The 22,704-nt window shown below is 72.1% G+C and carries 20 protein-coding genes and 1 tRNA gene; 10 read left to right on the top strand and 11 right to left on the bottom strand.

Features of this window, described 5'->3' with window-relative positions; translation table 11 throughout:
• Window positions 1-23: 23 nt before the first annotated feature.
• The 5 genes from ACH4FX_RS01755 (at window position 24) to ACH4FX_RS01735 (ending at window position 4,191) form a co-directional block, all read left to right on the top strand.
• Entirely contained in the window at window positions 24-626 is a 603-nt protein-coding gene (locus ACH4FX_RS01755) for a carbonic anhydrase (RefSeq protein ID WP_398474199.1), read from the top strand.
• 19 nt (window positions 627-645) lie between these two features.
• Window positions 646-2,265, top strand: a complete 1,620-nt coding sequence (locus tag ACH4FX_RS01750) for a SulP family inorganic anion transporter (protein WP_398474198.1) — start codon at window positions 646-648, stop codon at window positions 2,263-2,265.
• 215 nt (window positions 2,266-2,480) lie between these two features.
• Window positions 2,481-2,556 (top strand) — tRNA-Arg (locus ACH4FX_RS01745).
• A gap of 173 nt (window positions 2,557-2,729) precedes the next feature.
• The gene (locus ACH4FX_RS01740) at window positions 2,730-3,746 is read left to right on the top strand and encodes a hypothetical protein (protein WP_398474197.1); all 1,017 of its coding nucleotides are present in this window, start codon (window positions 2,730-2,732) and stop codon (window positions 3,744-3,746) included.
• A 109-nt stretch (window positions 3,747-3,855) separates the two neighbouring features.
• Window positions 3,856-4,191 (top strand): deoxyxylulose-5-phosphate synthase, encoded by a 336-nt coding sequence (locus ACH4FX_RS01735; RefSeq protein WP_398474196.1) that lies wholly within the window; start codon window positions 3,856-3,858, stop codon window positions 4,189-4,191.
• Window positions 4,192-4,229: 38 nt separating this feature from the next.
• Here ACH4FX_RS01735 and ACH4FX_RS01730 read toward each other — a convergent pair whose 3' ends face one another.
• The 5 genes from ACH4FX_RS01730 to ACH4FX_RS01710 form a co-directional block, all read right to left on the bottom strand.
• Window positions 4,230-4,979, bottom strand: a complete 750-nt coding sequence (locus ACH4FX_RS01730) for a hypothetical protein (protein WP_398474195.1) — start codon at window positions 4,977-4,979, stop codon at window positions 4,230-4,232.
• Window positions 4,969-5,646: an RNA polymerase sigma factor gene (locus tag ACH4FX_RS01725; protein WP_398474194.1), complete on the bottom strand. Its 678-nt coding sequence runs from the start codon at window positions 5,644-5,646 to the stop codon at window positions 4,969-4,971. Before ACH4FX_RS01725 ends, ACH4FX_RS01730 begins: the two co-directional genes overlap by 11 nt.
• Window positions 5,646-5,942, bottom strand: coding sequence for a hypothetical protein (locus ACH4FX_RS01720; protein ID WP_398474193.1), 297 nt, complete (start codon window positions 5,940-5,942; stop codon window positions 5,646-5,648). The genes ACH4FX_RS01725 and ACH4FX_RS01720 overlap by 1 nt, the downstream gene beginning before the upstream one ends.
• A 205-nt stretch (window positions 5,943-6,147) precedes the next feature.
• A complete protein-coding gene (locus ACH4FX_RS01715) occupies window positions 6,148-6,432 on the bottom strand; it encodes a hypothetical protein (protein WP_398474192.1) in 285 nt (94 codons plus the stop codon).
• 95 nt (window positions 6,433-6,527) lie between these two features.
• Window positions 6,528-7,088: a DUF4232 domain-containing protein gene (locus ACH4FX_RS01710; RefSeq protein WP_398474191.1), complete on the bottom strand. Its 561-nt coding sequence runs from the start codon at window positions 7,086-7,088 to the stop codon at window positions 6,528-6,530.
• Between the two features lie 304 nt (window positions 7,089-7,392).
• On the opposite strand from ACH4FX_RS01710, the gene recQ reads away from it, so the two are divergent.
• The 3 genes from recQ to ACH4FX_RS01695 all read left to right on the top strand — a co-directional run bounded on the left by recQ (window position 7,393) and on the right by ACH4FX_RS01695 (window position 12,384).
• Entirely contained in the window at window positions 7,393-9,456 is a 2,064-nt protein-coding gene (gene recQ / locus ACH4FX_RS01705) for a DNA helicase RecQ (protein ID WP_398474190.1), read from the top strand.
• A gap of 219 nt (window positions 9,457-9,675) precedes the next feature.
• A complete protein-coding gene (locus ACH4FX_RS01700; protein ID WP_398474189.1) occupies window positions 9,676-10,263 on the top strand; it encodes a hypothetical protein in 588 nt (195 codons plus the stop codon).
• A 3-nt stretch (window positions 10,264-10,266) separates the two neighbouring features.
• Entirely contained in the window at window positions 10,267-12,384 is a 2,118-nt protein-coding gene (locus ACH4FX_RS01695; RefSeq protein WP_398474188.1) for an esterase-like activity of phytase family protein, read from the top strand.
• Here ACH4FX_RS01695 and ACH4FX_RS01690 read toward each other — a convergent pair.
• Window positions 12,332-13,675, bottom strand: a complete 1,344-nt coding sequence (locus ACH4FX_RS01690; RefSeq protein ID WP_398474187.1) for a sensor histidine kinase — start codon at window positions 13,673-13,675, stop codon at window positions 12,332-12,334. The two genes, ACH4FX_RS01695 and ACH4FX_RS01690, sit on opposite strands and share 53 nt — an antisense overlap.
• A 31-nt stretch (window positions 13,676-13,706) precedes the next feature.
• Window positions 13,707-14,405 (bottom strand): hypothetical protein, encoded by a 699-nt coding sequence (locus tag ACH4FX_RS01685; protein ID WP_398474186.1) that lies wholly within the window; start codon window positions 14,403-14,405, stop codon window positions 13,707-13,709.
• A 262-nt stretch (window positions 14,406-14,667) separates the two neighbouring features.
• Between ACH4FX_RS01685 and ACH4FX_RS01680 the strand changes: the two genes are divergently transcribed.
• On the top strand, window positions 14,668-14,949 hold the full coding sequence (locus tag ACH4FX_RS01680; RefSeq protein ID WP_398474185.1) for a hypothetical protein: 282 nt from the start codon (window positions 14,668-14,670) through the stop codon (window positions 14,947-14,949).
• 98 nt (window positions 14,950-15,047) lie between these two features.
• Here the strand turns inward: ACH4FX_RS01680 and ACH4FX_RS01675 are convergent, their stop codons facing one another.
• Entirely contained in the window at window positions 15,048-15,935 is an 888-nt protein-coding gene (locus ACH4FX_RS01675; protein ID WP_398474598.1) for an isocitrate lyase/phosphoenolpyruvate mutase family protein, read from the bottom strand.
• Between the two features lie 20 nt (window positions 15,936-15,955).
• On the bottom strand, window positions 15,956-17,017 hold the full coding sequence (locus ACH4FX_RS01670; RefSeq protein WP_398474184.1) for a hypothetical protein: 1,062 nt from the start codon (window positions 17,015-17,017) through the stop codon (window positions 15,956-15,958).
• Between the two features lie 63 nt (window positions 17,018-17,080).
• Between ACH4FX_RS01670 and ACH4FX_RS01665 the strand changes: the two genes are divergently transcribed.
• Window positions 17,081-17,824, top strand: coding sequence for an ArsR/SmtB family transcription factor (locus tag ACH4FX_RS01665; RefSeq protein ID WP_398474183.1), 744 nt, complete (start codon window positions 17,081-17,083; stop codon window positions 17,822-17,824).
• Window positions 17,825-17,908: 84 nt separating this feature from the next.
• On the opposite strand, the gene ACH4FX_RS01660 is transcribed toward ACH4FX_RS01665, so the two are convergent.
• Both ACH4FX_RS01660 and ACH4FX_RS01655 read right to left on the bottom strand, forming a co-directional pair.
• The gene (locus ACH4FX_RS01660) at window positions 17,909-19,438 is read right to left on the bottom strand and encodes a glycosyltransferase family 39 protein (protein WP_398474182.1); all 1,530 of its coding nucleotides are present in this window, start codon (window positions 19,436-19,438) and stop codon (window positions 17,909-17,911) included.
• Window positions 19,439-19,529: 91 nt separating this feature from the next.
• A complete protein-coding gene (locus tag ACH4FX_RS01655; RefSeq protein ID WP_398474181.1) occupies window positions 19,530-22,463 on the bottom strand; it encodes a D-alanyl-D-alanine carboxypeptidase in 2,934 nt (977 codons plus the stop codon).
• Window positions 22,464-22,704 lie beyond the last annotated feature (241 nt).

Below are 22,704 nucleotides of genomic sequence, written 5' to 3'. Positions count from 1 at the left end.
CGACCAGCAGGAGACATTCCCTCGTGGAAACCTTCATCGAACACGCCCGCTCCTTCAACGCCCGCATCGCGGCCGTGAACGAGGAGCGTGAGACCTACCAGCGGCTCGCCGACGGCCAGTCGCCGCTCGCCCTCTTCATCACCTGCTCCGACTCACGGATCATCCCGTCCCTGATCACCGGAGCCTCCCCGGGCCAGCTCTTCGAACTCCGTACGGCGGGCAACGCCGTACCTCCGCACCACCCGGACATGCCGGCCAGCGCGGAGGCCGCCACGATCGAGTATGCGATGCGTGTGCTGCGCGTCGCGGACATCGTGGTGTGCGGCCACTCGCACTGCGGGGCGGTCGGCGCCATGGCGCGCCGCGAGGACCTCGCCGGCGCTCCCGACGTACGCGCCTGGCTGACCCAGCAGCTCTCCGACGAACTGCCCCGGGACGAGGCGCCGACGGTGGCGACCGCGGTCCAGAAGCACGTCGTCGAGCAACTGGCACGGCTGCGCGAGTACCCCTGCGTGCGTGAGCGCGTCGACGCGGGCGAGGTGGGCCTGCACGGCTGGTACTACGAGGTCCACACCGGCCTGGTCACCGCGCATCAGCCCGCCACCGACACGTTCCTCCCCCTCTGACGCCGAAGGCGCTCCCCACATGACATCGAAAACGACCCCGGGCGCGACGCCCTCCGCGGTCGGCGCGGAAACCCGCCCCACCGCCGGTCCCAGCACCCTTCCGTCCTCCACCCGTCCCACCGGCACCCCGACCGGGGGATCGGCCTCCGCCACTCCCTCCTCCTCCCCCCGCTGGCCCTTCCTCCGGGCGGACTTCACGGCGTCCCTCGTCGTCTTCCTGGTGGCCCTGCCGCTGTGCGTCGGCGTGGCCGTCGCCTCCGGCGTCCCCGCCGAACTCGGCCTGATCACCGGCATCGTCGGCGGCCTGCTCACCGGACTGCTGCCCGGCAGCAGCCTCCAGGTCAGCGGCCCGGCAGCCGGACTGACCGTCCTCGTCTACGAAGCGGTCAAGGAATTCGGGCTCGGCACGCTGGGCGCCATCGTCCTGGTGGCGGGCCTCCTCCAGGTCGCCATGGGCGCGCTGCGCCTCGGCAGCTGGTTCCGGGCGATCTCCGTGGCCGTCGTCCAGGGCATGCTGGCGGGCATCGGCCTCGTCCTGATCGCCGGCCAGCTGTACGCACTGACCGACGCCAAGGCCCCCGGCAGCGGCCTCGCCAACCTCGGCGGCCTGCCCGGCCTGGTCACCGGCACCGCCGGGTCGGGCGCGGCGCTGACCGCGTTCGCCGTGGGCGCGGGCACCATCGCCGTCCTCGTACTGTGGCCGCGCTGGAAGCGTGCGGCCCGCATCCTGCCGGCCCCGCTCGCGGCCGTGGCCCTGGCCACGCTCGCCGTCTTCGCCCTCGACCTGCCCATAGCGCGGGTCGAGGTGACGGGCCTGCTGTCCTCGATCCAGCCGCCGGGCGGTTCTGACTTCGCCCAGCTGGCGAGCGTCGGCGCGATCGGCACCATCCTGGCCTTCGCCCTCATCGCGTCCGCCGAGTCGCTGTTCAGCGCCGCGGCCGTGGACCGGCTGCACGACGGACCGCGTACGCAGTACGACAAGGAGCTGATGGCGCAGGGCGCGGGCAACACCGTCTGCGGCATCCTGGGCGCCCTGCCGATGACCGCGGTGATCGTCCGCAGCTCCGCGAACGTCCACGCGGGGGCCCGCACGAAGGCGTCCCGGGTGATGCATGGCGTCTGGCTGCTGATCTTCGCGGCGGCGTTCCCGGCGGCCCTGGGCGTCATCCCGGTGGCGGCACTGGCGGGCGTACTGGTCCACGCGGGCTTCAAGCTCCTCCCGCTGCGCGACTTCGGCCCCCTCTGGCGTGAACACCGGGGCGAGGCCGTCGTGCTCGCCGCGACCGCCATCGCGATCGTCGTCACCAACATGTTCGAGGGCGTACTGATCGGCCTCCTCCTGGCCGTCGCCAAGACGGCGTGGGAGACCTCCCACGTCCACCTGGAGATCAGTGGCCTGGACGCCCCGGCCACCGAGCCCGTCCAGGTACGCGCCCTCGGCAACGCCACCTTCCTCCGCCTCCCCAAACTCCTCGACCAGCTGGACGCCCTCCCCCACGACCGGGAGGTCAACCTCGACCTCACCGGCCTGCGCCACCTCGACCACGCCTGCGCCACAGCCCTGACCACGTGGTCCACCACCCGCAGCGCCACCACAACCAACTCCCCCACCCCCGACAACCCGGCCCACGCCCCCTAACAGACACCATCCACCCCTGGGCCCATGACCTCACATAACCCCATGGCGCCCACCCGCACCCCATAACCACCAAGGTGCGACCCCACCGGGCCCCGAAGGCTGCCCACAGCCTCCGGGGCCCGGCCCGTCCCCACCCCGCCAGCCCACATCCGCTACCCTGTCCAAAGCTGCCCACCAGCAGCCCGTCCGCGCCCACCAGGCGCCGACGACTCCCCGCCTCCGTAGCTCAGGGGATAGAGCACCGCTCTCCTAAAGCGGGTGTCGCAGGTTCGAATCCTGCCGGGGGCACCAGCGCGAAGGCCCCGGACCGGTCATGGTCCGGGGCCTTCACGTATGCAGCCGGCATCAGCGCATGCAGGTGCTCACCTAGAAGCAGCGCGGTCCCTGGCCGCTCCCCCGCCCGCTGCGCCGGCTTGTCGAACAATTCTCGGGACTTGCGCTTCGCTCCGCCCTTATCCTCTTCGGTGGCCGAGCCGGAAGACGGGGGACGGCAGATGAAACCCACCGATGAACCTGACGCGCCAGCCTGGGGGCAGCTCAGGGCCGGTCTTACACTCGACGCACTGCACGAGGCCGTGGAAAAGTCCGGCTACCCCCTGCAAAGCACCGTATTCCAGCTGCTTGAGCGAAATTTCAGAGTGCAGCAGGAGTGGGGGTTCAGGGACCGGATCTCGGGAGACATGCGCTCGATCGACCTGCTGGCCACACGGGAGCTGGCCCGCCCCGCGCCCCAGGAGTCCAGAGTTCGGCCGACACTTACGGTGATGGTCGAATGCAAACAGTCGGACCTGCCGTATGTCTTCTTCTCGACCAGCCCAGCGCCCTGGAAGCTGGACCTGCCCACCATCTGCGGCCTGGGGGTCAAGGACGTCGTGGTCACGACGGACGACAATCCCTCGTCCTGGCATTTTTCTGCGGTGGAAGCGCTGGACCTCACCCAGCAACCGTTTCACCAGGTAGAGGGTTTCTCCATCGTAAGCAAGTGCGCGAGGAAGGGACCCCGCCTCGAACTCTCGGGCACCGACGCATACAACGGCATCGTCATGCCGTTGATCAGCGCCGCGTCCCACTTCATCGAAGCTTCGCGACCACCGTCGACCGCCCATTGGTTCGACGCGTACCTGATCTGCGCGGTGGCTGTTCTCGATGCACCGATGATAGTCGCCAAGAACCATGCTTCCGGAGTGGAACTCGAAGCGAGGCCGTGGTGCAGGCTCTTCCGGCACGAACCCAAGGAACACGGCGAGTTCCTGGGGGAAGCGGGAAGGCACCTGGCCGTCGATGTGATTCACAAGGATTTCGCGTCCCGGTATTTCACCGATCACTTGCTGCCGTTCGCGGAATACTTCTGCGAGGGAGCCTTGAGAAACCATGAGGTACTGGCCACGGGCGAGGGTTTCATCAGCGGTCCTGAATTCCGCCCCTCGGAGGCGCTTCGGGACTACCTGCAGCCCGGATCAGGTAACCGCGCCTCGGATTGACGACTGGGCGAGTGACGCTGCCTGGTGTGCGCATGAGGGAAGGGCAGGGCTGGTGCTGAGCGCGCGTAAATGTGTCGCGTTCGGTTGCACACGGCCTTAACCTTTCCGCATGCCTTCCGCAAAGACCTCCTTTGTCTGCCTGCCCTGCCGGGCCTCCTACAAGCAGCCCTACCCCGGTCGTCACGACGACGGGCGGATCTGCCCTCGGTGCACCGGACCGCTGACCCACGTCGGTTCTGCCTTCGCCGCGCCCAGGAGGCGGGATGCCGCTGCTTGGCGGGTGCTGTCCGTGTTGCTGCATGCCGGGGTTCGCTTTCACAAGAGTTGTTGCGGTGGGCCCGGTTATCGGCCTCGCTCGCTCGGGGAAGTGCGGGAGCGGATGGCTTATGCACGGGTGAGTGGGGAGCCGATTGCTGAGGTGTTGGTTCGGAAGGAGTTGCATTAGAGGGCGGTTTGCCCCGCGACTGTGCTCGACACACGCGGTCAGGCGTGGTTCGAGGTGGTCAGTTGTTCTATGCGTTCGGCGAAGCCGGCGGGGGGTAGGGGGAGGTCCAGGTCGGCTTCGTCGGTGAACTGGATGGCCTTGGAGACGTAGCCGACCACGGCGGCCGCGGTGGTGGGGGGCGGGGGTGTGCCGCTGCCGCGGGCTATTTCGAGGTTGATGGCCCAGGAGATGACCAGGTCGTACGCGTCGGCGGAGGGGCGGGTGCGGGCTGGGCGGTCCGGGTCGGCGTGGGCGTGCCACCAGTGGGCCTCGCCGACCTCGGCGAGGGAGAGGTGGTGGAGGTAGAGGCAGTAGGCGGACGAGGTGTCGCCGGCACCGGCGGCGTACTGCCACCAGAAGCGGGCGGAGTCCTCCCGGCCGGCGAGCTGGAGGACGCAGGCCAGTACGCGCGCGCCGTCGGGTTCGAGGAGCCGGCCGCCGATGAAGACGGACATCTGGTGCAGCGCTTCGGGTTCGCCCGCCACGAGGGCGCACAGGCGCTGGAGGTCTTGCGCGGCGTCGTGCATCTGGCGCTGTTCGGTGGGCTCGCGTTCGCCCGTCGTACGGCCGCGGCCGATGGCGGCCTCCACGCGGGCCTGGATGGCGGCGTCGAAGGACAGGGCTCCATACAGGACGCGATCGGCGACGCGGGCGCTCAACCTGGCCTCGGCAGCGGCAATTTCGCGTTCCGTGTACGGCGGCGTGTCGAGGCGGGCCTTGGCCAGAATTCGGTCGAGGTCAGTCGGCAAGGCGGGCATCGTCTTCCCCTTCCTCCAGGCCGAACGCCTGGCGCAGTCGGCGGCGTGCGTGGCGGGTGGTCGAACGGACACCGGCCTCGGTGATGCCCATGAGGCGCGCCGTCTCCTTGGTGGCGTATCCGAGGGCGTAGCGCAGCAGCATGACGTCCCGCTGGCGCTCGGGCAGCGCGGCGACGGCCTGGTAGAGGGTGAGGGACTCCTCCAACTCGCCTATGGGGTCGATGGAGTGGCGCAGGGAGTGGGTCTCGAAGGCGGCCACGTCGACGACGACCGGCCGCCGGCCGCGTGCCCTGGCGTGGTCGATGGTGCGGTTCTTCACGACGCGCCAGGCGTACGCCTCGGGGACCGGCTGTTGCAGAACGGTCCGCCAGGAGAGCATGAGCTGCTCGAAGGCCAGGTCGACGGCTTCCTCGGCGTCCGCGCGGGACTCCAGGTGGAGTTCGGCGTACCGGATGTAGCCCGCGCGGTAGAGCTGGTGGAAGGCGCGGAAGTCGGCCGGCAGACCGAAGCCGGCGAGAGTGGGCGCGCCCGGTGCGCCGGGTGGACGAAAGGGATACTTCTCGTACCCGGTGGCGGTCCGGCGGGTACGGGCGGGGGCCGCGTGCGGCGTCTGCCCGGGGCGTGGGTCGTGGTCGGCGATCGGCTCGCGTTCGGACATCAGCGCTCGCCCTCCTGGAGGTCGTGGTCGCGCTGAGGGCCGTACGGGGAGCCGTAGTCGTCCGCACGGTGGACGCGGGAGCCGGCAGGAGTACGGGGGTGCGTGCGGATACGGGCGCGGGTACGGCTGTCGGTACGGCCACGGGTACGGGCTTCCGCATCGGAACGTGTGAGTTCGGAGACGCCCGCCAGCACCTGGGCGGCGGCCAGACGGCGCAGCAGAAGCCGTATGTCGGCACTGAACACGCGGACCGCGATGGCGGCCACGGCCCAGTCACGTACGAGATCAAGGTTCACGGAGCCCTCGGTCCCTCCGGTGGATGGACGGTGCCTGCTCGTCCCGGCACCGGAGAGCCAGTACGAGCTCTCTGTCCGCAATAGCGCTCAGGAGTGCTCAGTCGTGCAATGAAAGAAGGCAAAATCTTACGGAGTGCTACTGGCCAGTTACTCCTGTTCGAGGGAGGGGGAGGGGAAGGGCGGGCGGAGGACGGGCACGCTCGGGTCAGGAGGAGCGGGTGCGGCCTCGGCGGGGGCGCGGGGAGCGCGGCCCCGAACAGCGCGGGCACCAGTAGCCGTCGCCCTGGTAATACGTCCAGCCCAGGTCGGCGATGTGCGGGGCGGCCGTTTTGGCGCTGTGGAGCAGGTGGCCGAAGAGGTCCTGCTCGATGTCCGGCGGCGGGTCGGCGACGACCAGGTCGAGGACGGCTCGGGCATCGCAGCCCATGCGGTCGCACAGCAGGAAGAAGCGCACGGGCCCCGGCGGCTCGCCGGCGGTGGTGAGGCTCATGCGCTCACTCTGGTGGATGGCGGGGGTGGGGGCGGGCGGTTCGCGGTAACCCGCCCCCGGGTGACGCCAGTTGGGGCGTACGCCGCTGACGAGGATCAACCGGCGGTGGGGCGCCACAGCGTTGTGGTCGGCGACCAGACACGGATGCCGGTGGGCGGGGCGCCCAGCGCCGCGGCGTCGAAGCGGCGGCCGTGGTGGGCGGGGTCGGCGGCGACGGTGACGAAGTCGACGGTACGGGTGGACGGGGACGGGCGGCCGGTGACGGTACGGACCGTCGCGTACGCGGTGGCCCCCGGGGCAAGGCGGTACGGGGCGCTCTCGGCGGGCGGATCGGGCTGCGCGGCGCCGTCCAGATCGCCGAAGGTCACGGTGGGGATGCGGTCGACGACGCACGGTTCGGCGGTGCGGTTGGTGACGCTGATGCGCAGCACGTCGGGGTGCTGCGGGGTGAGGACGGAGGCGGCGATCTTCAGGGCGGATTCGGGGCAGTGGGGGGTGGGGTTTGCGGAGGGGGTGGAGGAGGCCGTGGGCGTGGCTGCTGATGCGGTGGTGGTGAGCGTGGCGAGGGTCACGAGTGCGGCGGTGAGGACAGTGGCCGAGGCGGTCACGGCCGGGCGGCGGTGGAAGCGGAGGCGGTCGGGACGATGGGTGCGCATGGTGGGTCTCCGTCCTTCGGAAGGGGCGGCGGCAGGGCCGATGACAAGGGGCCGGGTTAACGAGTCGGCGGGTGCAGGGGCGCAGGGGCACGGTGGCGAAGATCGCCGGGATCACGGACGGCGTTCGGTGTTCCTCGTCGTCTTATGAGACGGCTGGGTGGTCGATTTCGTTGTACGAGGGCGCTCGGGGCCGGGCGCCATGCCCGCTGCGCGAATCCTGCGGAAGTAGCAGAGGCGGCCGGTCCGGTGCCGAGTTATCCACAGGCTTGAGCGCGCGGGGCGGGATAGCTCGTACGCTGCTGGCATGAGCGAGGTGGAGATGGCTCCCGGGACCGGGGAAACGGTCGACGACGCCAGTGGCGCGATGGGCGACGCCAATGGCGCGGTGGACAGCGCCAATGGTGCGGTGGACGTTGCCCATGGCGCGAGGGGTGACGCCAGTGGTGCGGTGGGTGTGCTGCGGCGGGTGTTCGGGTACGACGCGTTCCGCGGGGAACAGCAAGCGATCATCGACCACGTCATAGCGGGTGGCGACGCGGTCGTGCTGATGCCGACCGGCGGCGGGAAATCCCTGTGCTACCAGATTCCGGCGCTGGTGCGGCCCGGGGTCGGGGTGGTGATCTCGCCGCTGATCGCGCTGATGCAGGACCAGGTCGACGCCCTGCGGGCGCTGGGGGTCCGGGCCGGGTTCCTCAATTCCACGCAGGATTTCGACGAGCGGCGGATGGTGGAGGCCGAGTTCCTCTCCGGGGAGCTGGACGTGCTGTACCTGGCGCCGGAGCGGCTGCGGGTGGAGCAGACGCTGAGCCTGCTGGACCGGGGCAAGATCTCCCTCTTCGCGATCGACGAGGCGCACTGTGTCGCGCAGTGGGGCCACGACTTCCGGCCGGACTACCTGGCCCTGTCGATGCTGCGCGAGCGGTGGCCCGAAGTGCCGAGGATGGCCCTGACGGCGACGGCCACGGAGGCCACCCACCAGGAGATCACCTCGCGGCTGGGCATGGAGGGCGCCCGGCATTTCGTGGCCAGTTTCGACCGGCCGAACATTCAGTACCGGATCGTCGGGAAGAGCGACCCGAAGAAGCAGCTGCTGGAATTGCTGCGCACCGAGCACGCCGGTGACGCGGGAATCGTGTACTGCCTCTCGCGGGCATCGGTGGAGAAGACCGCGGAATTCCTGGTGCAGAACGGGATCACCGCGCTTCCGTATCACGCGGGGCTGGAGGCGCGGACGCGCGCGGAGAACCAGGCGCGCTTTCTGCGCGAGGACGGGGTGGTGGTCGTCGCCACCATCGCGTTCGGGATGGGCATCGACAAGCCGGACGTACGGTTCGTGGCCCACCTGGATCTGCCGAAATCGGTGGAGGGGTATTACCAGGAGACGGGGCGCGCGGGGCGGGACGGCCTGCCGTCCACGGCGTGGCTGGCGTACGGGCTGCAGGACGTGGTCCAGCAGCGCAAGATGATCGACGGGTCGGACGGCGACGACGCCCACCGCAGGCGGCTGTCGGCGCACCTCGACGCGATGCTCGCGCTGTGCGAGACGGTGGAGTGCCGGCGGGTGCGGCTGCTCGCCTACTTCGGGCAGGAGAGCGGCCCGTGCGGGAACTGCGACACGTGCCTGACGCCACCGCAGACGTGGGACGGCACGGTCGCCGCGCAGAAGCTGCTCTCCACGGTGGTGCGGTTGCAGCGGGAGCGGGGGCAGAAGTTCGGCGCCGGGCAGATCATCGACATCCTGATGGGGCGGAAGACCGCGAAGGTCATCCAGTTCGATCATGACGCGCTGAGCGTCTTCGGGATCGGCGAGGACCTGCGCGAGGCCGAATGGCGGGGCGTCATACGGCAGTTGCTGGCACAACGGCTGCTCGCGGTGGAAGGCGACTACGGCACCCTGGTGCTCACCGAGGACAGCGGTGAGGTGCTGCGGGGGCAGCGCCAGGTGCCGATGCGGCGCGAGCCGGAGAAGACCAGGGCCGCCAAGGCCGCGAAGGCGGCCAAGGGGAAGCGCTCGGTACCGGTCGACCTCCCGGAGGAGGCCGTGCCGGTCTTCGAGGAGCTGCGGGCCTGGCGGGCCCGTACGGCCAAGGAACAGGGCGTACCGGCGTACGTGATCTTCCACGACGCCACGCTGCGCGAGATCGCCACGGCCCGCCCGGCGAGCCTGGGCGCGCTCGGCTCCGTGAGCGGCGTGGGCGAGAACAAGCTGGCGAAGTACGGCGAGCAGATCCTGGGCGTACTGGCGGGGCCGGATGCGGGTGCGGTGGCGCCGGCCGGCGGCCCGGACACCGGCTTCGGTGACGCCATGGGCGAGGAGCCGGACTGGGGAGAGCCGCCGTTCGAGGAGCCGCCGTTCGAGGAGGAGTGAGAGCAGAGGAGCGGGGTGGGGCAGGGAGAGGCTGCCCACCCCAGCCTGATCAGCCGCTCGGCCACTCGGCCCGGCCCGCCTCACGTCAACCCCAGTACCCAGTCTGGCCCGTTCGGGTGGATCGCCCGACGAGCACGCCCACCATTCCGTGAATCCCCGCCAAGCGGTGGGGTATGGGGCGAGAGTTGGCATGAGGCCGGACAGGACCATGGGGGGCTGATGAGTATTCAGGTCAGGCTGGACGATGCCGAGAGCGGCCAGGATTTGCGGTCGCTGTGCGACTGGCTGGCGGACGATCCCGCGGTCGGCCGGACCGCGGAGGTCTCGTTGCTGGCGCGCGCGCCCGAGCCGGGGCGGATGGGGCTGGGGTTCGACGCCGTACAGCTGATCGTGGACAGCGCGTTCCAGCTGAGCAGCCTCGCCATCGCCATCGACGGCTGGCGCAGGGCGTACGCGGCGCGCGCCAAGATGACGGTGGAACGCAACGGCGTACGGGTCAGTTTCGCCACCGCGGACCCGGACGGCGCCCGGAGCATCCTGCGCGCGCTGGAAGAGCTGGACCGGGCGACCGGTTCCTCCCCCACGACGGCGGAGGAGAGCCGTACGGGCGAGAGCCGTACGGGCGAGGGCAGTACGGGCGAGAGCCGTACGGACGGGGACGGCACGGGCGCGGACGAGGCCGGTACGGAGGCGGGCTCGGACGGTACGGGCGCGGGCGAGGCTCGTACGGACCAGGGACAGGGCCGGATCCACGACCACCCCGCACCCCAGCCCCTCCCCCACCCACACCCCCGAAACGAGGCCTGACCCATGGATGAAGTCGGGGGCGTGCCGGCTCCGGCGTTCGATCCCGAGGAGTCGGCCTGTGTGATCATCGGCGTGGATACGTACACCAGCCTGCCGCAGCTGCCCGCGGTGCGGAACAACCTCAAGGCGCTCCGGGCCGCGCTGACCGACCGGAGCATCGGCGGCATACCGAAGCGGAACTGCCGGGTCGTGCTCAACCCGCGGACGATCACCGCCGCGTTACGCCCCGTCGAGCAGGCGGTGCACACCGCGAAGGACACGCTGATCGTGTACTACGCGGGGCACGGCTTCCTGGATTCGAAGCAGGCGGGGCTGTATCTCACGCTGCCCGGTACGGAGGCCGGGAAGCTGCACAGCGGCATCCCGTACGCCTGGCTGCGCAGCGTGCTGGGCACCCGTACGCCGCCCAGGCTCCGTATCGTCATCCTCGACTGCTGTTACAGCGGCAGTGTGATCAAGGGGATGTCCGCCGGGTCGATGGCGGGCGTCATGTCCACCGCCGCGGCCACCCAGCAGGCGTCCAGCCGGCTCGGTGAGGCCCTCTTCGAGGGCATGGACGGCATGGAGGGCGTCTCGTACCTGCTCACCTCGACGCCCTGGAACGTCGAGGCGCTGACCTTCGACGGCGAGGAGTACACCGCGTTCACCGGTGAGTTCCTCCGGGTGTTGCGGGAGGGCATTCCGGGGCCACGGCAGTCGGGTGCCGAGCGGGCACCGGAATCCGTGCCCGGCGGTTCCGGCAGGCGGCCCCCTGACAGGGGCGCGGTGGACAGCCACCTGACTCTGGAGGCGATCTATCACGAGGTCCGCCGCTCGCTGCGGGCGAAGAACCGGCCGCTGCCCCAGCAGCAGAGCCAGAACGGCATCGAGAAGCTGCCGTTCGTACGGAACCGGGCGGCGCGACCCGTCCCCCAGGTGCCTCGGGACGGTACGGCGGCGGGCGGACCGGGTGACAGTCTGCCGGACCCGGAACGGGCGCTGGCGCAGCTGCGGGAGCAGGAACAGGAGCGGGCGGCGAAGACGCGCCGGACCCGCCGCCGGGCCCTGGTCGCCGCGCTGTGTGTGGCGGCCGTCGCCGTCCCGTCCGTCGTGTGGTGGCAGTCGCGGGACGACGAGCCGTCCTCCGGGGCGTGTTCCGACGATGTGGCGCTGATCGGCCACAGCGACGCGCTGGACGGCGTCGAGTACGAGGCCGCCGTCCCGGTGGACGGGCTGTCCGGCCTGGCGATGGCCGGCCCCTCCCGCGCCTGGGCGCTGGCCGACAACCCGCCCGGCCGGATCTTCGACCTGGACCTCGGCACCACCGGTGCCTCCCCGCCCGCCGCCCGCGCCGTCGACATGCGCACCCTCCATCCCACCGGCGGCGGCCGTTTCGACGGCGAGGGCCTGGTCCTGGAGCACGGCGGGCGCACCGTCCTGGTCGCCTCGGAGGCGGGCCCGTCGATCCGCAGGTTCCGGGTGTCGGACGGTGTCGAGACGGGCCGTATCGAGCTGCCGCGCCATCTCGTCGAGTGGTCCGGCCCGGAGAACCTGGAAGCGCTGGGCGCGTCCCCGGACGGGCGGTACCTGTACGCGGGGATGGAGGCGCCGCTCTTCCGCGACGGCAAGGCGCGCGGCCGGAGCCTGCTGCGCATCCAGCGCTTCAAGGGGACGCCCGGCGGCACGTACGTACCGGACAAGCAGTACGCGTACCAGTCGGCGGCCGGTCTGCGCGTGTCGGAGCTGGTGGTGCTGGGCGCCGACCGGCTGCTGGTCCTGGAGACCAATCATGCCGAGGGCCAGGGGAACGCGGTACGGATCTTCGGCGCCGATCTGAGCCGTGCGAAGGACGTCTCCCGGGTCGAGTCGCTCCAGTCCGAGCCGGTCGACGCGTTCGCCAAGAAGTGGGAGCCCGTCGATCTCGTGACGTGCCCGAGGGGCGGTTCGGCCGCCGCGCAGCCGCAGTTGAACCCGCTGCTGGAGAACGTGGAGGGGATGGCGCTCGGCGCCGCGCCGCTGTCCTCGGGCCCGTACAAAGGGCGGTTGCCGCTGTTCCTCGTCTCGGACAACAACAGCAGCCCGCACCAGATCACCCGGGTGTACGCCCTGGCGATCCGGGTGGACCGGCCGGCGGCGGAGTGAGGCGGAGCACGGCCCGCGCGCCGCCGTCCGGCGCATTGGTGAAGCTCAGTTCGATGCCCAGCACGGCGGCTTGGCCGACCGCGATGGTCAGGCCGAGGCCGTGGCCCTTGCCGCGGCCGGGCGCGTCGGTGCGGAAGCGCTGCGGGCCGTGGTGCAGCAGCACGTCCGGGAAGCCGGGTCCGTGGTCGCGCACTTCCACGACGGGGACGGCGGCGGGATCGTCGCCGTACGCGTCTCCGCCCTCCCGCGCCGCCGCGGCAGGACCCCGCGGCACGTCCACCGTCACCACGACCGGCGGTTCCCCGTGCCGGTGCGCGTTGAGGACGAGGTTGCACAGGATGCGGTCGAGCCGGCGGCGGTCCGTCCGTACGACCGCGTCCCGCACGATCCGTACCTCGGTGTCGAGCCCCGTGCCCCGCACCGAACCGCGGACCAGCGCGCCCAGCTCGTACGGGGCCAGGTCGGCGCGTTCGGCTCCGGAGTCGAGCCGGGAGATCTCCAGCAGGTCCTCGGTGAGCCGGTGCAGCGCCCGCAGCCGGTCATTGATCATCTCCTTGGGGCGGCCCTCGGGCAGCAGCTCGGCCGAGGCGAGGATGCCGGTCAGCGGGGTGCGCAGCTCGTGTGCGACATCGGCGGTGAAGCGCTGTTCGGCCTGGAGACGGCCCTGGAGGGAACCGGCCACCGAGTCCAGCGCCGCGGCCACCGCCGCCACCTCGTCCTGTGCCGCCGGGCGGCGGCGCCCCTCGTCCTCGGTGCCGACCCGCGCGTCCAGGTCCCCCGCCGTGATACGGCGGGCGACGGCGGCGGTGGTGCTCAGCCGCCGGCTGATGCGGTGGGCGAGGAACAGCCCGGCGAGGGCGACTGCGGTGGCGGCGAGGACGGCCGAGCCGAAGATGGCCGTGTCGAGGTTCTCCAGGGAGCGGCGGGTGTCCTCGTACGGGGACCAGACCGCCATGACCTGGTCGCCGGCCGGCGCCGCCGCCCACATGACGCGCTTGCCGCGGTAGGTGCCGACGATGCTGCCGCGCCGGCCGTGGTGCACCAACGTACGCAGCTGCGCGGGCAGTTCGGCCGGGTCGAGGACGGAGTTCAGGCCCTCGCGTGAGGTGCCGTACTCGTACAGCTCCAGCGCCTCGTCGAGGTCGGCGAGCGTCTCCTTGTGCACCTGGCCGACGGTCTGGCGCGCGACGGCGTTGTGGACCAGCACGCCGAGTACGGCGGCCACGGCGCAGCACACCGCCGTCACGGTGAGCGCGATCTTCCAGCGGAGGGAGAGCGCCGGGCGGGTCATGTCCGGCCTCCGCCGGAGGGTGCGAGCCGGGTCATGTGCGGCCCCCGCCGGAGGGCGCCGGCGAAGCGCTCGGCGGGGCGCCCGATGGAGTGCCGGCCGTCGCCGTGGGCCGCGGGTTCCGCGCCGTCCGGTATTCGTCGAGGGTGAGGTCCCACAGGCCCATCCGGCTGCCGTCCCACACATAGTCGGTGACGCTGACGTAGCGCGGGTCCTTGGTGGGCTCGCGTACGGAGAGGTGTCCGGCGGCCAGTTCGACGCCCGCGAGGACGGCGCGCAGCGTCAGGACGCGGGTCACCACCCCGTTGCGGACGCTGTAGACGCGCAGTTCGCTGACGCGGCCGTCCAGGTCGACGGCGCTGATCAGGTCGGGCCGTCCGTCGTCGGTGAGGTCGTGGTAGGCCGGGCTGCGTACGGCGTTCGCGGCGGGCGGCCGTTCCCCGTCGGCCGCGCGGTCCGCCCGGACGACGGCCGCCGGATCGGTGTCCTTCATGTCGCCGGACGGGACCCGGGCGATGCCCGGCACGGCGCGCTGGTCGCCGGGGTCGGCTTCGCCGTTCCGCGGCGCGGGTGACCGGTCCGCCCACAGGGCGAGGGGTGCCTTCACGTTCCGCGCCCGCCCGTCGTCGTGCAGGCCCGTGAAGTCCGCGCAGCCCGCCGTCAGGGCGAGCGGCAGCAGCACCACGAGAGGCACCACGAGCGGCATCACCGCCGAGAGCGTCCGGCGCCGCACGGCCCACCACCTCTCCCAATACGGACACAGACCTATACAACGAGACAAAGTTACCCATAGTGGGGGCGCGCGGACGGCTGGTCACGCCCATGCCGTGACATCACCGCCCGCAGAGCGGGTCCAGGCTGTTACACAACCTACGGATCGCCGTGAAACACACCTCGTAGATTGATCTCCGCCAGCACGACGCAGCAGCAGATCCACGTACGACGAACGCAGCAGACCTACGGCGGCCAGGACCGCCACGACGAGGAGTAGTCCCATGCGGGCAAAGCGCCGCTCCGTGATCCGTACCGCCGCCGTCGCCACCGGTGTCGCAGCCGTTCTGCTCCTTCCGGCGAGCGGCGCGTTCGCCGCCGGCACCGGCGACGCCACCACCTCGCAGGCCATGGGCCGCAAGTCCGCCGTACTGCCGGAGAACGGGCTCGCCGGGATCGCCGAGCGGATCGGCCAGCACCCCGCGGGCGGCCTCGCGGGCGCGGTGGGCGTGCTGGGCGCGGCGGGCGTGGGTGTCGCCGTACACCGGCGCCGGCAGGCGCAGTAAGGCCGAGCCCCGCCTCCCCTCTGTCTGCGTATAGAGATCCTTTTCGGCTACAGAACCTTTTCGGCTACAGAACTTTTTCGGCAGCGGACCGGTCACCGTCACCGCTGCTCCGCCGGCCGCTGCACCTCCCCGCAACCCGGCACACCGGCGAGATCGACCCCGGGCCGGCCGTCCCCGCCGCCCGCGTCCCCGTCCGTACGGACCGCCTCGGCAAGCCCGACGGCCGCGTGCAGCGCCGAACGGAACAGCAGCGAACCGGTGCTGACACGCCGTACGCCCAGGTCCGCCAGGCGGGCGAGGCGGTGCCGGCCCGGCGCGTACAGGATGTTCAGCGGTGCCGGGACCGCCGCGACGAGCGTGGCGATGGCCCGCTCGTCGGCGACTCCCGGCACGAAGACGCCGTCCGCCCCGGCCGACAGATACGTTTCGGCGCGGGCCAGCGTCTCGTCCAGCGGCCGCGCCGCGGGGTCCGGCACGAGCCAGTGGGTGTCGATGCGGGCGTTGACGTAGAGGCCGGGCGCGCTCGCCTTGACGGCGCGGATCAGCTCGGCCTGCTGCCCGGCCGGGACCAGCGGGCCGTCGCCCGCGCGCCCCGGAACCCCGTCCTCCAGGTTGATGCCGGCAGCCCCCGCGTCGGCCAACTCTCGCGCCAGCTCCGCCACTTCTTCCGGGCCCCCGCCGAAGCCGCCCTCGACGTCCACCGTGTACGGGCAGGGCAGGCGGCTGCCCAGCCGCCGTGCGAGGGCGAGCGTCGCATCCCGTACGAGGGCCGAGCCCTGCCCGTCGGGTTCGCCGAGGGCGGCGGCGACGCCCAGGCTGGTGGTGCCGATCGCGGCGAAGCCCGCGGCGGCGAGCGCGGCGGCCGAGGCGGCGTCCCAGGCGTTGGGCAGCAGAAGCGGTTCGTCGCGGTGGTGCAGGGCGTGGAAGGCGCGGGTTCGGTCCGTACGGTCGGCGCGGCTCGGCGGCGCTCCGGGGGCCGGGGTCATGTCACCCCTGTGTGCCTCGCTCATCCGCACCTCACCTCCAGCGCGGCCGGCACCCGCAGGTTCGCGGACGGCTCGTACACGAGGTCCGGGCGGACCAGGCGGCAGCCGCGGGCGTGCAGCGCGTCCAGCACTCCGGCTGCCAGCGCCCGGGCGTGGGCGCGTCCCGGGCAGGCGTGCGCCCCGGCGCCGAAGGCCGGCGACCCGTCGGGGGCGACCAGGCTGATCCGTACCGGGTCGCCGCCGTCCGCGGGGGCACGGAGGGTGCCCCGTACGGGCGGATCGGTGCGCAGGGTTCGGTCCAGCCAGTCCGCTACGGGGTCGGCGCCCGGTCCGGCCGGCCCGGCGATGACGGGATCGGCGTCCCGTCCGGGCAGCGGCTCCGGCGCGTGCGCCAGCATCAGGTACGCGGCGTTGCCGATCAGTCCCGCCGTCGCGTCGTACGCCTGCACCAGCAGCCCGATCCGGGCCGCCGTGGCCTCGTCCCACGTACCGCCGCAGGCCGTCACCAGCCGGGCGAAGGCGCGGTCGGCGGCCGGGACGGCCTCGCCGTGCGCGTGGTACGCGCGGGTCACGTCTCCGACCGGCCCGGCCGTCTCGTCCGTTACCGGCAGCCCGAGGAAACCGGCGAGCACCTCGGCGGGGACGACGTGCGCCAGCCGCGCCATCACCTCGACCGTGCCCGGCCCGTGCAGCAGCTCCGCCGCCCGCGCGCGTGCGGCGCCGCGCAGCGCGTCGGCCGCGTCCGGCCCACCGAGCGGGCCGACCGCCAGCGCCCGCCGCCGCGCGTGCGCGCCCCCGCTGCTGAAGCGGGCGACCCGGGCACGCAGCCAGGCCGTCCCGCCCTCCGGTACGTCCTGGGGCACCGGCGGCACCACCCAGCCGGGGCCGGCGAGCACCTCCGGGCCGACGCCTGCCCGGGTGGCATCGGGTGCCCGGGTGTCATCGGATGCCCGGGGGCTTTCGGATGCCCGGGGGCCGTCGGACGCCCGGGGGCCGTCGGGGACCCGTGCGTCATCCCTGACCCGTATGTCGTCCAGGACTCGTACGTCGCCCTGATCCCGCATGTCGTCCGAGGTCTGCATGCCAGGACCGTAGGACCGCCTCGTTTCGGGCCCGGCCGAAACGTGCCCGCGCACAATGGGCCCATGACCATACGGGCATCGTCACCGGATGCGGCGTCCGCCCACAGCGCCGGGCTGGCCGGCCTCGCGGCCCTCCTCGCGGACCGCACCCGCGCCGCGTTCTGCCTGGCCCTGCTGGACGGGCGGGCCTGGACGGCGGGCGAGCTGGCGGCGTACGCGCGGGTCGCGCCGTCCAGCGCGAGCGAGCACCTGACCCGGCTGGCCGAGGGCGGGCTGCTGGTGGAGCGGCGCCAAGGCCGCCACCGTTACGTGCAGCTCGCGAGCCCCCGCGTCGCCGAACTGCTCGAAACGCTCACCGCGCACCTGGACCCGCCCGCCGACCCGCCGCGCGGACTGCGCGCCGTCAACGCCTCGGCCGCGCTGGCCCGCGGGCGTACCTGCTACGACCACCTGGCCGGGCGCCTGGGCGTGGCCGTCACCGACGCGATGACCGAACGCGGCCTGATCGACCAGGACGGCGGCTTCGCACTCACCGGTACGGGCCGCCAGTGGTTCGCCGAAGCCCTCGGCGCCGACGCCGCCGCCCTCCGCACGGACCGCCGCCCGACGGCCCGCGGCTGCCTGGACTGGACCGAACGACGGCAGCACCTGGCGGGCGTGGCGGGCGCCCGGCTGTGCGCGGGACTGCTGGAACGGGCATGGGTACGGCGCGTCGGCAGCGGCCGGGCCGTACGACTGACGCCGACGGGCGCGGGCGCACTGCGCGACCTGCTCGGGCTGGACGCGGAAGCGGCGGGGCTGGTCTGAGGGGCGCCCTCGGCACTGCCCGGCCGTCAGCAGCCCCGGAGCGGGCATACGGCCGTCAGCGGTACCCCGGACGGGGCACGGCCATCAGCAATACCCCGGACGCGCGTACAACGTCACCCGCGCCCCCGTGAGGTCCCGCGTCGCACACACCTCGAACGCGGCGCTCAAGGTCGTCCGCTTGGCGATTTCCTGATCGGTCTTGTCCGTCGGCTGGCCCTTCGCGTCGCCGACCGCGACGATCCGGCGCATCTGCATCATGTGCGCGTGGATGCGGTCACCGGACAGTTCCGTGCCGTACAGGGTGTGCGAGGCCACCGGGCTCCGGTCGAGTGCCAGGTCCCGCAGGCGGTGGAACTCGTGCGGCTCGGCCGCCGCCCACACCCGCCTCCGGGCGGGCAGGAACAGCAGCCCGTCGCCGGGCGACGACAGCTCCTGGACCGCGCGGGTCACCGCGATCGCGTCGTCCGTACGGCTCTGCGGGCTGCGCAGGAAGAGGTTGACGGGGACGAGCAGCGCCGGCACCACGGCCAGCGCCACCGACCGGTACAGCAGCCGGCGCCGGGTCTGGCCACGGTGACCGGCCGGCCGCAGCACCCAGTCGAGCGCGGCGCCCGCCAGGAGGGCGAAGCCGGCCACGTAGTACAGGACGTAGCGGTCCACGTACATCGGCTTGAGCTGGGAGAGCAGCACCAGCAGCGCCGTGGGCAGCACCAGCAGCGGCAGCGCGACCGGCCGCAGCCGCAGCCGCTGCCGGCCCGCCCGGCCGACCGGGGCGCGGGCGCAGAGCAGGCCGCCCAGCACCAGGGCGGTGAACGTGCCCAGCTGGACCGGGTTGGGCCATTGGAGCCAGCTCAACTGCTCCGACTGCCCCATGCTGAACAGGGCCAGCGGGACCAGCGCGACGACCACCGCGCCCGCCACCACACACCAGGCCCGCCGGACGGCACGCGGCAGGCCGGACAGGACGACGGCGGCACCGTGCGCGGGCAGCACCAGTACGGCGAATTCGTGCATCAGGCAGGCGGCCAGCGACAGCGCCCCGTAGCCCGCCCACAGGCGCCTGCCCGGCCGGGCGGTGACCCGTGCCAGCAGATAGGTGGACCACACCACCAGCGCGCAGACCAGCGCGTAGGAGCGGCCCTCCTGCGCGTACTGCTGCACCATCGGCAGCAGGACGAAGACGACGCCCGCGAAGAGCCCCGCCCGCCGTCCCGCGAGCTGCTTTCCGAGGAGGGCGACACCGGCGGCGGCAGCCGCCATCGCGACGACGGACGGCAGCCGCAGGGCCACCACTCCCCCGTCGAAGACGAGGAACCAGCCGCGCATGAGGACGTAGTAGAGGCCGTGCACCGCGTCCACGGTCTGGAGTGCCGGCCACAGCTCCGCCAGGGTGCGGTGCGCCATGTCGTACGTGACCGCCTCGTCCCGCCACATGCTGCCCTGGCGGCGGATGCCCCACAGGCCGAGGACCAGCATCAGCGCGGCCGGGTACAGCGCGACCGCCCCCCGCGCCGCCCATGCACCTCGGGCGCGCGCGGGAGACGCGTATGCGGTCTGCGCTACATCGATGGCGGACTCCGCTTCACCGGGCCGGGCGGGACTGTGCGGACACACGGGGACCGTACGAATAGACCGTACGACAGCCGTCGCGCACCGGCAGGCGAGGGCCCACCGGTGCGCGATGGCCCGTACGGTCCGCCGGGGCTCAGCCGATCCGCGTCAGCTTCGACCCGAACGACGGCTCGGCGAGATCCTTCTGCAGCGCCACGTCCACCTTGGCGGCGCTCGCCCCGGTCCCGACGGTCAGCTTGCCGACGACGGTGCCGGCCTTCGCCTCGTGGGGGACGGGCTTGCCGGCGGCCGGGCCGATCTTGAAGTCGATCTTCTGGCCGGGGACGCCGATGGCCTTCAGGTCCTCCGTCGCCACGACGGGCGTCTGCCCGCCGAGACCGTCGTCCACGTAGCCGACGACCTGGCCCTTCTTGACGGTGGTGGCGGAGGTGAGGGCGTTGCGGATGGCTTCGATCATCTTCTTGGTGCGCTGCTGGACGAGCTGCAGGCTGCTGCCTCCGTTGGGGTCCAGCCCCTTGACGTGCTGCCCCATCGTGGCGCCGAGGATGAGCTGGTCCTTGCCACCGACTCCCTTGTACGCGGCCCACACCAGGGCACCGCCGGCCGCCGTGCTGGAACCGGTCTTGATGCCCTTGATGCTCAGCTCCGGGTACTTGGCCATGAGGTCGTTGTTGTTGAAGATCCTCTGCGGAAGGCCCTTGTCCGCGTTGGGCATCGCGACGATCTTCCGGAACACGTCCTGCTTCATGACCTCCTCGGCCAGCTTCAGCTGGTCGACGGCGGTGCTGACGGTGGTCTTCTCCAGACCGCTGGGGTCGGTGTACGTGGTGTTCTTCATGCCGAGGTCCTTGGCGGCGGCGTTCATCTTCTTGGCGAACTCCGCCTCCGACCCGGCGTCCCAGCGAGCCAGCGCACGGGCGATGTTGTTGCCCGAGGGGATCATCAGCATCTGGAGCATCTTGTACTCGCTGTACTGCTGCCCCTCCTTGAGCTTGACCGTCGACTCGCCCTCGGCTTCGCCTTCCTTGACCGTCTTGGCGTCGACCGTGAGCTTCGGGCCCTCCTCGTCCTTCTTCAGAGGGTGGTTCTTCAAGATCACGTAGGCCGTCATTATCTTGGCGACACTCGCCGTCGACACCGGCTTCTCATCGCCGTACGTACCCAGACTGCCCGCGCCCACGACCTTCGCCGCGGCCTGCCCCTGGCCGGGCCACGGCATCTGGAACGGGCTGCCCCCGAAGGTGTACGAGGACTTCTCGCCCAGCGCCAGCTCCGGATCCGGCAGCGGACGCACCTGCTGGACGACCACGAAGATGATCGCCAGCAGGACCACCACCGGGGTCCAGATCTTGAACCGGCGGGCGACCGTCCGCATCGGGGTCTCGGGCGGCGGCGGGGTGTTGGTCAGCTGTGCCAGCAGGTCCAGCGGCGGCAGCGGCTGCTGCTTGGTCTGCTCGGCGTCCGGCAGTGCGCCGGGCTCCGCGGCCGTGCCGGTCGTCGCCCCGGCGGGTGCCTCGGGCGTACCGGCCTTCGCATCGGTCCCGGCGGTCCCGGCCGCCTTCGCGCCCCACTTCGTGCCGGGGGCGACATCCGGGTCGGCGGCCGGCTTCGCGTCCGTACCGGCGGCTGCCTTGGTGCCGGTCTGTGCGGCATCCTTCTCCGCCTTGCCGGACTTACCCGCCTTGCCCGGCTTGCCGGGCTTGTCGCCCGTGACCGGGCGCGGCGGCTTGATCGGCTGCGGGTCGGTGGACTTCAGCGCCACGAACTGGCTGGTGCGCTCACCGTCCGACTCCGCGGCACCGGGCGGCCGGACGGCCTTGATCGCCGTGGTCGGCTGGTCGGCCGAGGGCTCGGAGGGCGACGGCTTGGAGGGCGACGGCTTGGCGGTCGACGACTTGGAGCTCGACGGGCCGGCGTCGGACTTTTCGGGCGCGGCGTCGGGCTTTCCGGGCGCGGAGGCGGGCTTTCCGGGCGCGGAGGCGGACTTCGGGCCGGTCTTGGCCTCCGCCTCCGTCTCGGTGGCGCCTTCCGCCTTCGCGTCGGCCTTCCCGGCTCCGTCCGCGTCCTGCGCGGTCTTCGCCGCCTTCGCCGGACCGCTGTCGTCCGGACCCTTCTGCTTTGCGATCGAGAACGCGCGCGTCGCGTCGTCGACCGGCTTCCGCCCGCCCTGCGCGGCGCCCGGCGCCTTGAAGATCGCCGTCGGCTGGTCGACGGACTTCGACGGCCCGGCGGCCCCCGGCTCGTCCTCGGCCGTCTCCTCCTCGGAGGCCGTCTCCTCCTCGGACGCAGGCGCGGCACCGGCACCCGCAGAACCCTTGCCCGCGGTTCCGGCGCCCTCGGCGCCGCTACGCGCCCCGGAAGCCCCGGTGCCGCTCTTGGAGCCCGTGGAGCCGGAACCCTTGCCACCGCCCTTGGACGAGCCCTCAGAAGCCCTCTCAGAGGCCCCCTCGGAGCCCTTCTGAGGCGCATCCCCGGCCTCGTCCCCGGCCTCGTCCTCGGCGGCGTCCTCGGCGGCGTCCTCGGCGGCGTCCTTCGCGGCGCCTCCGGCGCCCTTGGCCGCGGTACCGGTGGTTGCCGGCGCCTTCGTCACAGGCGCCTCGGCCGCCTCATCCTTCGCACGGGATTCCGGCCCGGTCTCGGCGTCGCCGTCGGCCGCCGCTCCCTCGTCACCGTCGTCACCCTCGTCGTCCGACGCAGCGACCCACGCGGCGACCGCTTCGCGCAGCCGCGCGTCCCGGCCCTCGCCGTTCGTCCCGGCCTTCTCCTCGGCGGCAGCCTCGTCCGCCGTACCGGCATCGGCCGCCGTACCGGCATCGGCCCGGTCCGCGTCCGCCGAAGCGGCCTTCCCGGCCGCCTCCGGCTTCCCGGCCGTGTCGGCCGCCCCTGTCTTCCTGTCAGGCTCGCCGGACTTCTCCTCCGGCTTCCCGGACTTCTTCTCCGGCTTCCCGGCCTCACCGGCCGGGCTCGGTACCTCACGGAAGACCGCAAGTCGCGGATCGCGTTCGCTCCCCGCCGTCTCCCCCGACGACTGCTTCTGCTCCGGCTTGCCGGGGGACTCGCCCGCCACCTATGTCTCCTTCACACGTCGCGATACGTCGCGCTCTGTCTGGCCCAGTGTTCCCAAGTGTCCTGTGTCCGCGAGGCGCGTCCGCACCGCCACGCGAAACGATGGGCGCCCCGCCCCACAGGAGGTGTCGCCAAGCAGCTAGACGAGAACGACATACCTACAGGTTCCCTGCCTAACCCCCCACGCACTCTCGACAGATGAATGTGAGAGGGGTCACCCTGTCATTCATCCACGCGGGGAG

This window comes from Streptomyces sp. NPDC018019 (assembly GCF_044327805.1).
Lineage (GTDB): Bacteria > Actinomycetota > Actinomycetes > Streptomycetales > Streptomycetaceae > Streptomyces.
The sequence above is the reverse complement of the archived record's forward strand: the minus strand, read 5'-3'. Positions and strand labels throughout refer to the sequence as shown.

What these genes read in the sequence shown, in the direction of transcription:
- ACH4FX_RS01665 (WP_398474183.1), top strand. Translation starts at nt 17,081, where the DNA reads ATGACCATACGGGCATCGTCACCGGATGCGGCGTCCGCCCACAGCGCC.
- ACH4FX_RS01710 (WP_398474191.1), bottom strand. Translation starts at nt 7,088, where the DNA reads ATGCGCACCCATCGTCCCGACCGCCTCCGCTTCCACCGCCGCCCGGCC.
- ACH4FX_RS01735 (WP_398474196.1), top strand. Translation starts at nt 3,856, where the DNA reads ATGCCTTCCGCAAAGACCTCCTTTGTCTGCCTGCCCTGCCGGGCCTCC.
- ACH4FX_RS01725 (WP_398474194.1), bottom strand. Translation starts at nt 5,646, where the DNA reads ATGTCCGAACGCGAGCCGATCGCCGACCACGACCCACGCCCCGGGCAG.
- ACH4FX_RS01750 (WP_398474198.1), top strand. Translation starts at nt 646, where the DNA reads ATGACATCGAAAACGACCCCGGGCGCGACGCCCTCCGCGGTCGGCGCG.
- ACH4FX_RS01715 (WP_398474192.1), bottom strand. Translation starts at nt 6,432, where the DNA reads ATGAGCCTCACCACCGCCGGCGAGCCGCCGGGGCCCGTGCGCTTCTTC.
- ACH4FX_RS01670 (WP_398474184.1), bottom strand. Translation starts at nt 17,017, where the DNA reads ATGCAGACCTCGGACGACATGCGGGATCAGGGCGACGTACGAGTCCTG.
- ACH4FX_RS01700 (WP_398474189.1), top strand. Translation starts at nt 9,676, where the DNA reads ATGAGTATTCAGGTCAGGCTGGACGATGCCGAGAGCGGCCAGGATTTG.
- ACH4FX_RS01690 (WP_398474187.1), bottom strand. Translation starts at nt 13,675, where the DNA reads ATGACCCGCCCGGCGCTCTCCCTCCGCTGGAAGATCGCGCTCACCGTG.
- recQ (WP_398474190.1), top strand. Translation starts at nt 7,393, where the DNA reads ATGAGCGAGGTGGAGATGGCTCCCGGGACCGGGGAAACGGTCGACGAC.
- ACH4FX_RS01695 (WP_398474188.1), top strand. Translation starts at nt 10,267, where the DNA reads ATGGATGAAGTCGGGGGCGTGCCGGCTCCGGCGTTCGATCCCGAGGAG.
- ACH4FX_RS01680 (WP_398474185.1), top strand. Translation starts at nt 14,668, where the DNA reads ATGCGGGCAAAGCGCCGCTCCGTGATCCGTACCGCCGCCGTCGCCACC.
- ACH4FX_RS01675 (WP_398474598.1), bottom strand. Translation starts at nt 15,935, where the DNA reads ATGACCCCGGCCCCCGGAGCGCCGCCGAGCCGCGCCGACCGTACGGAC.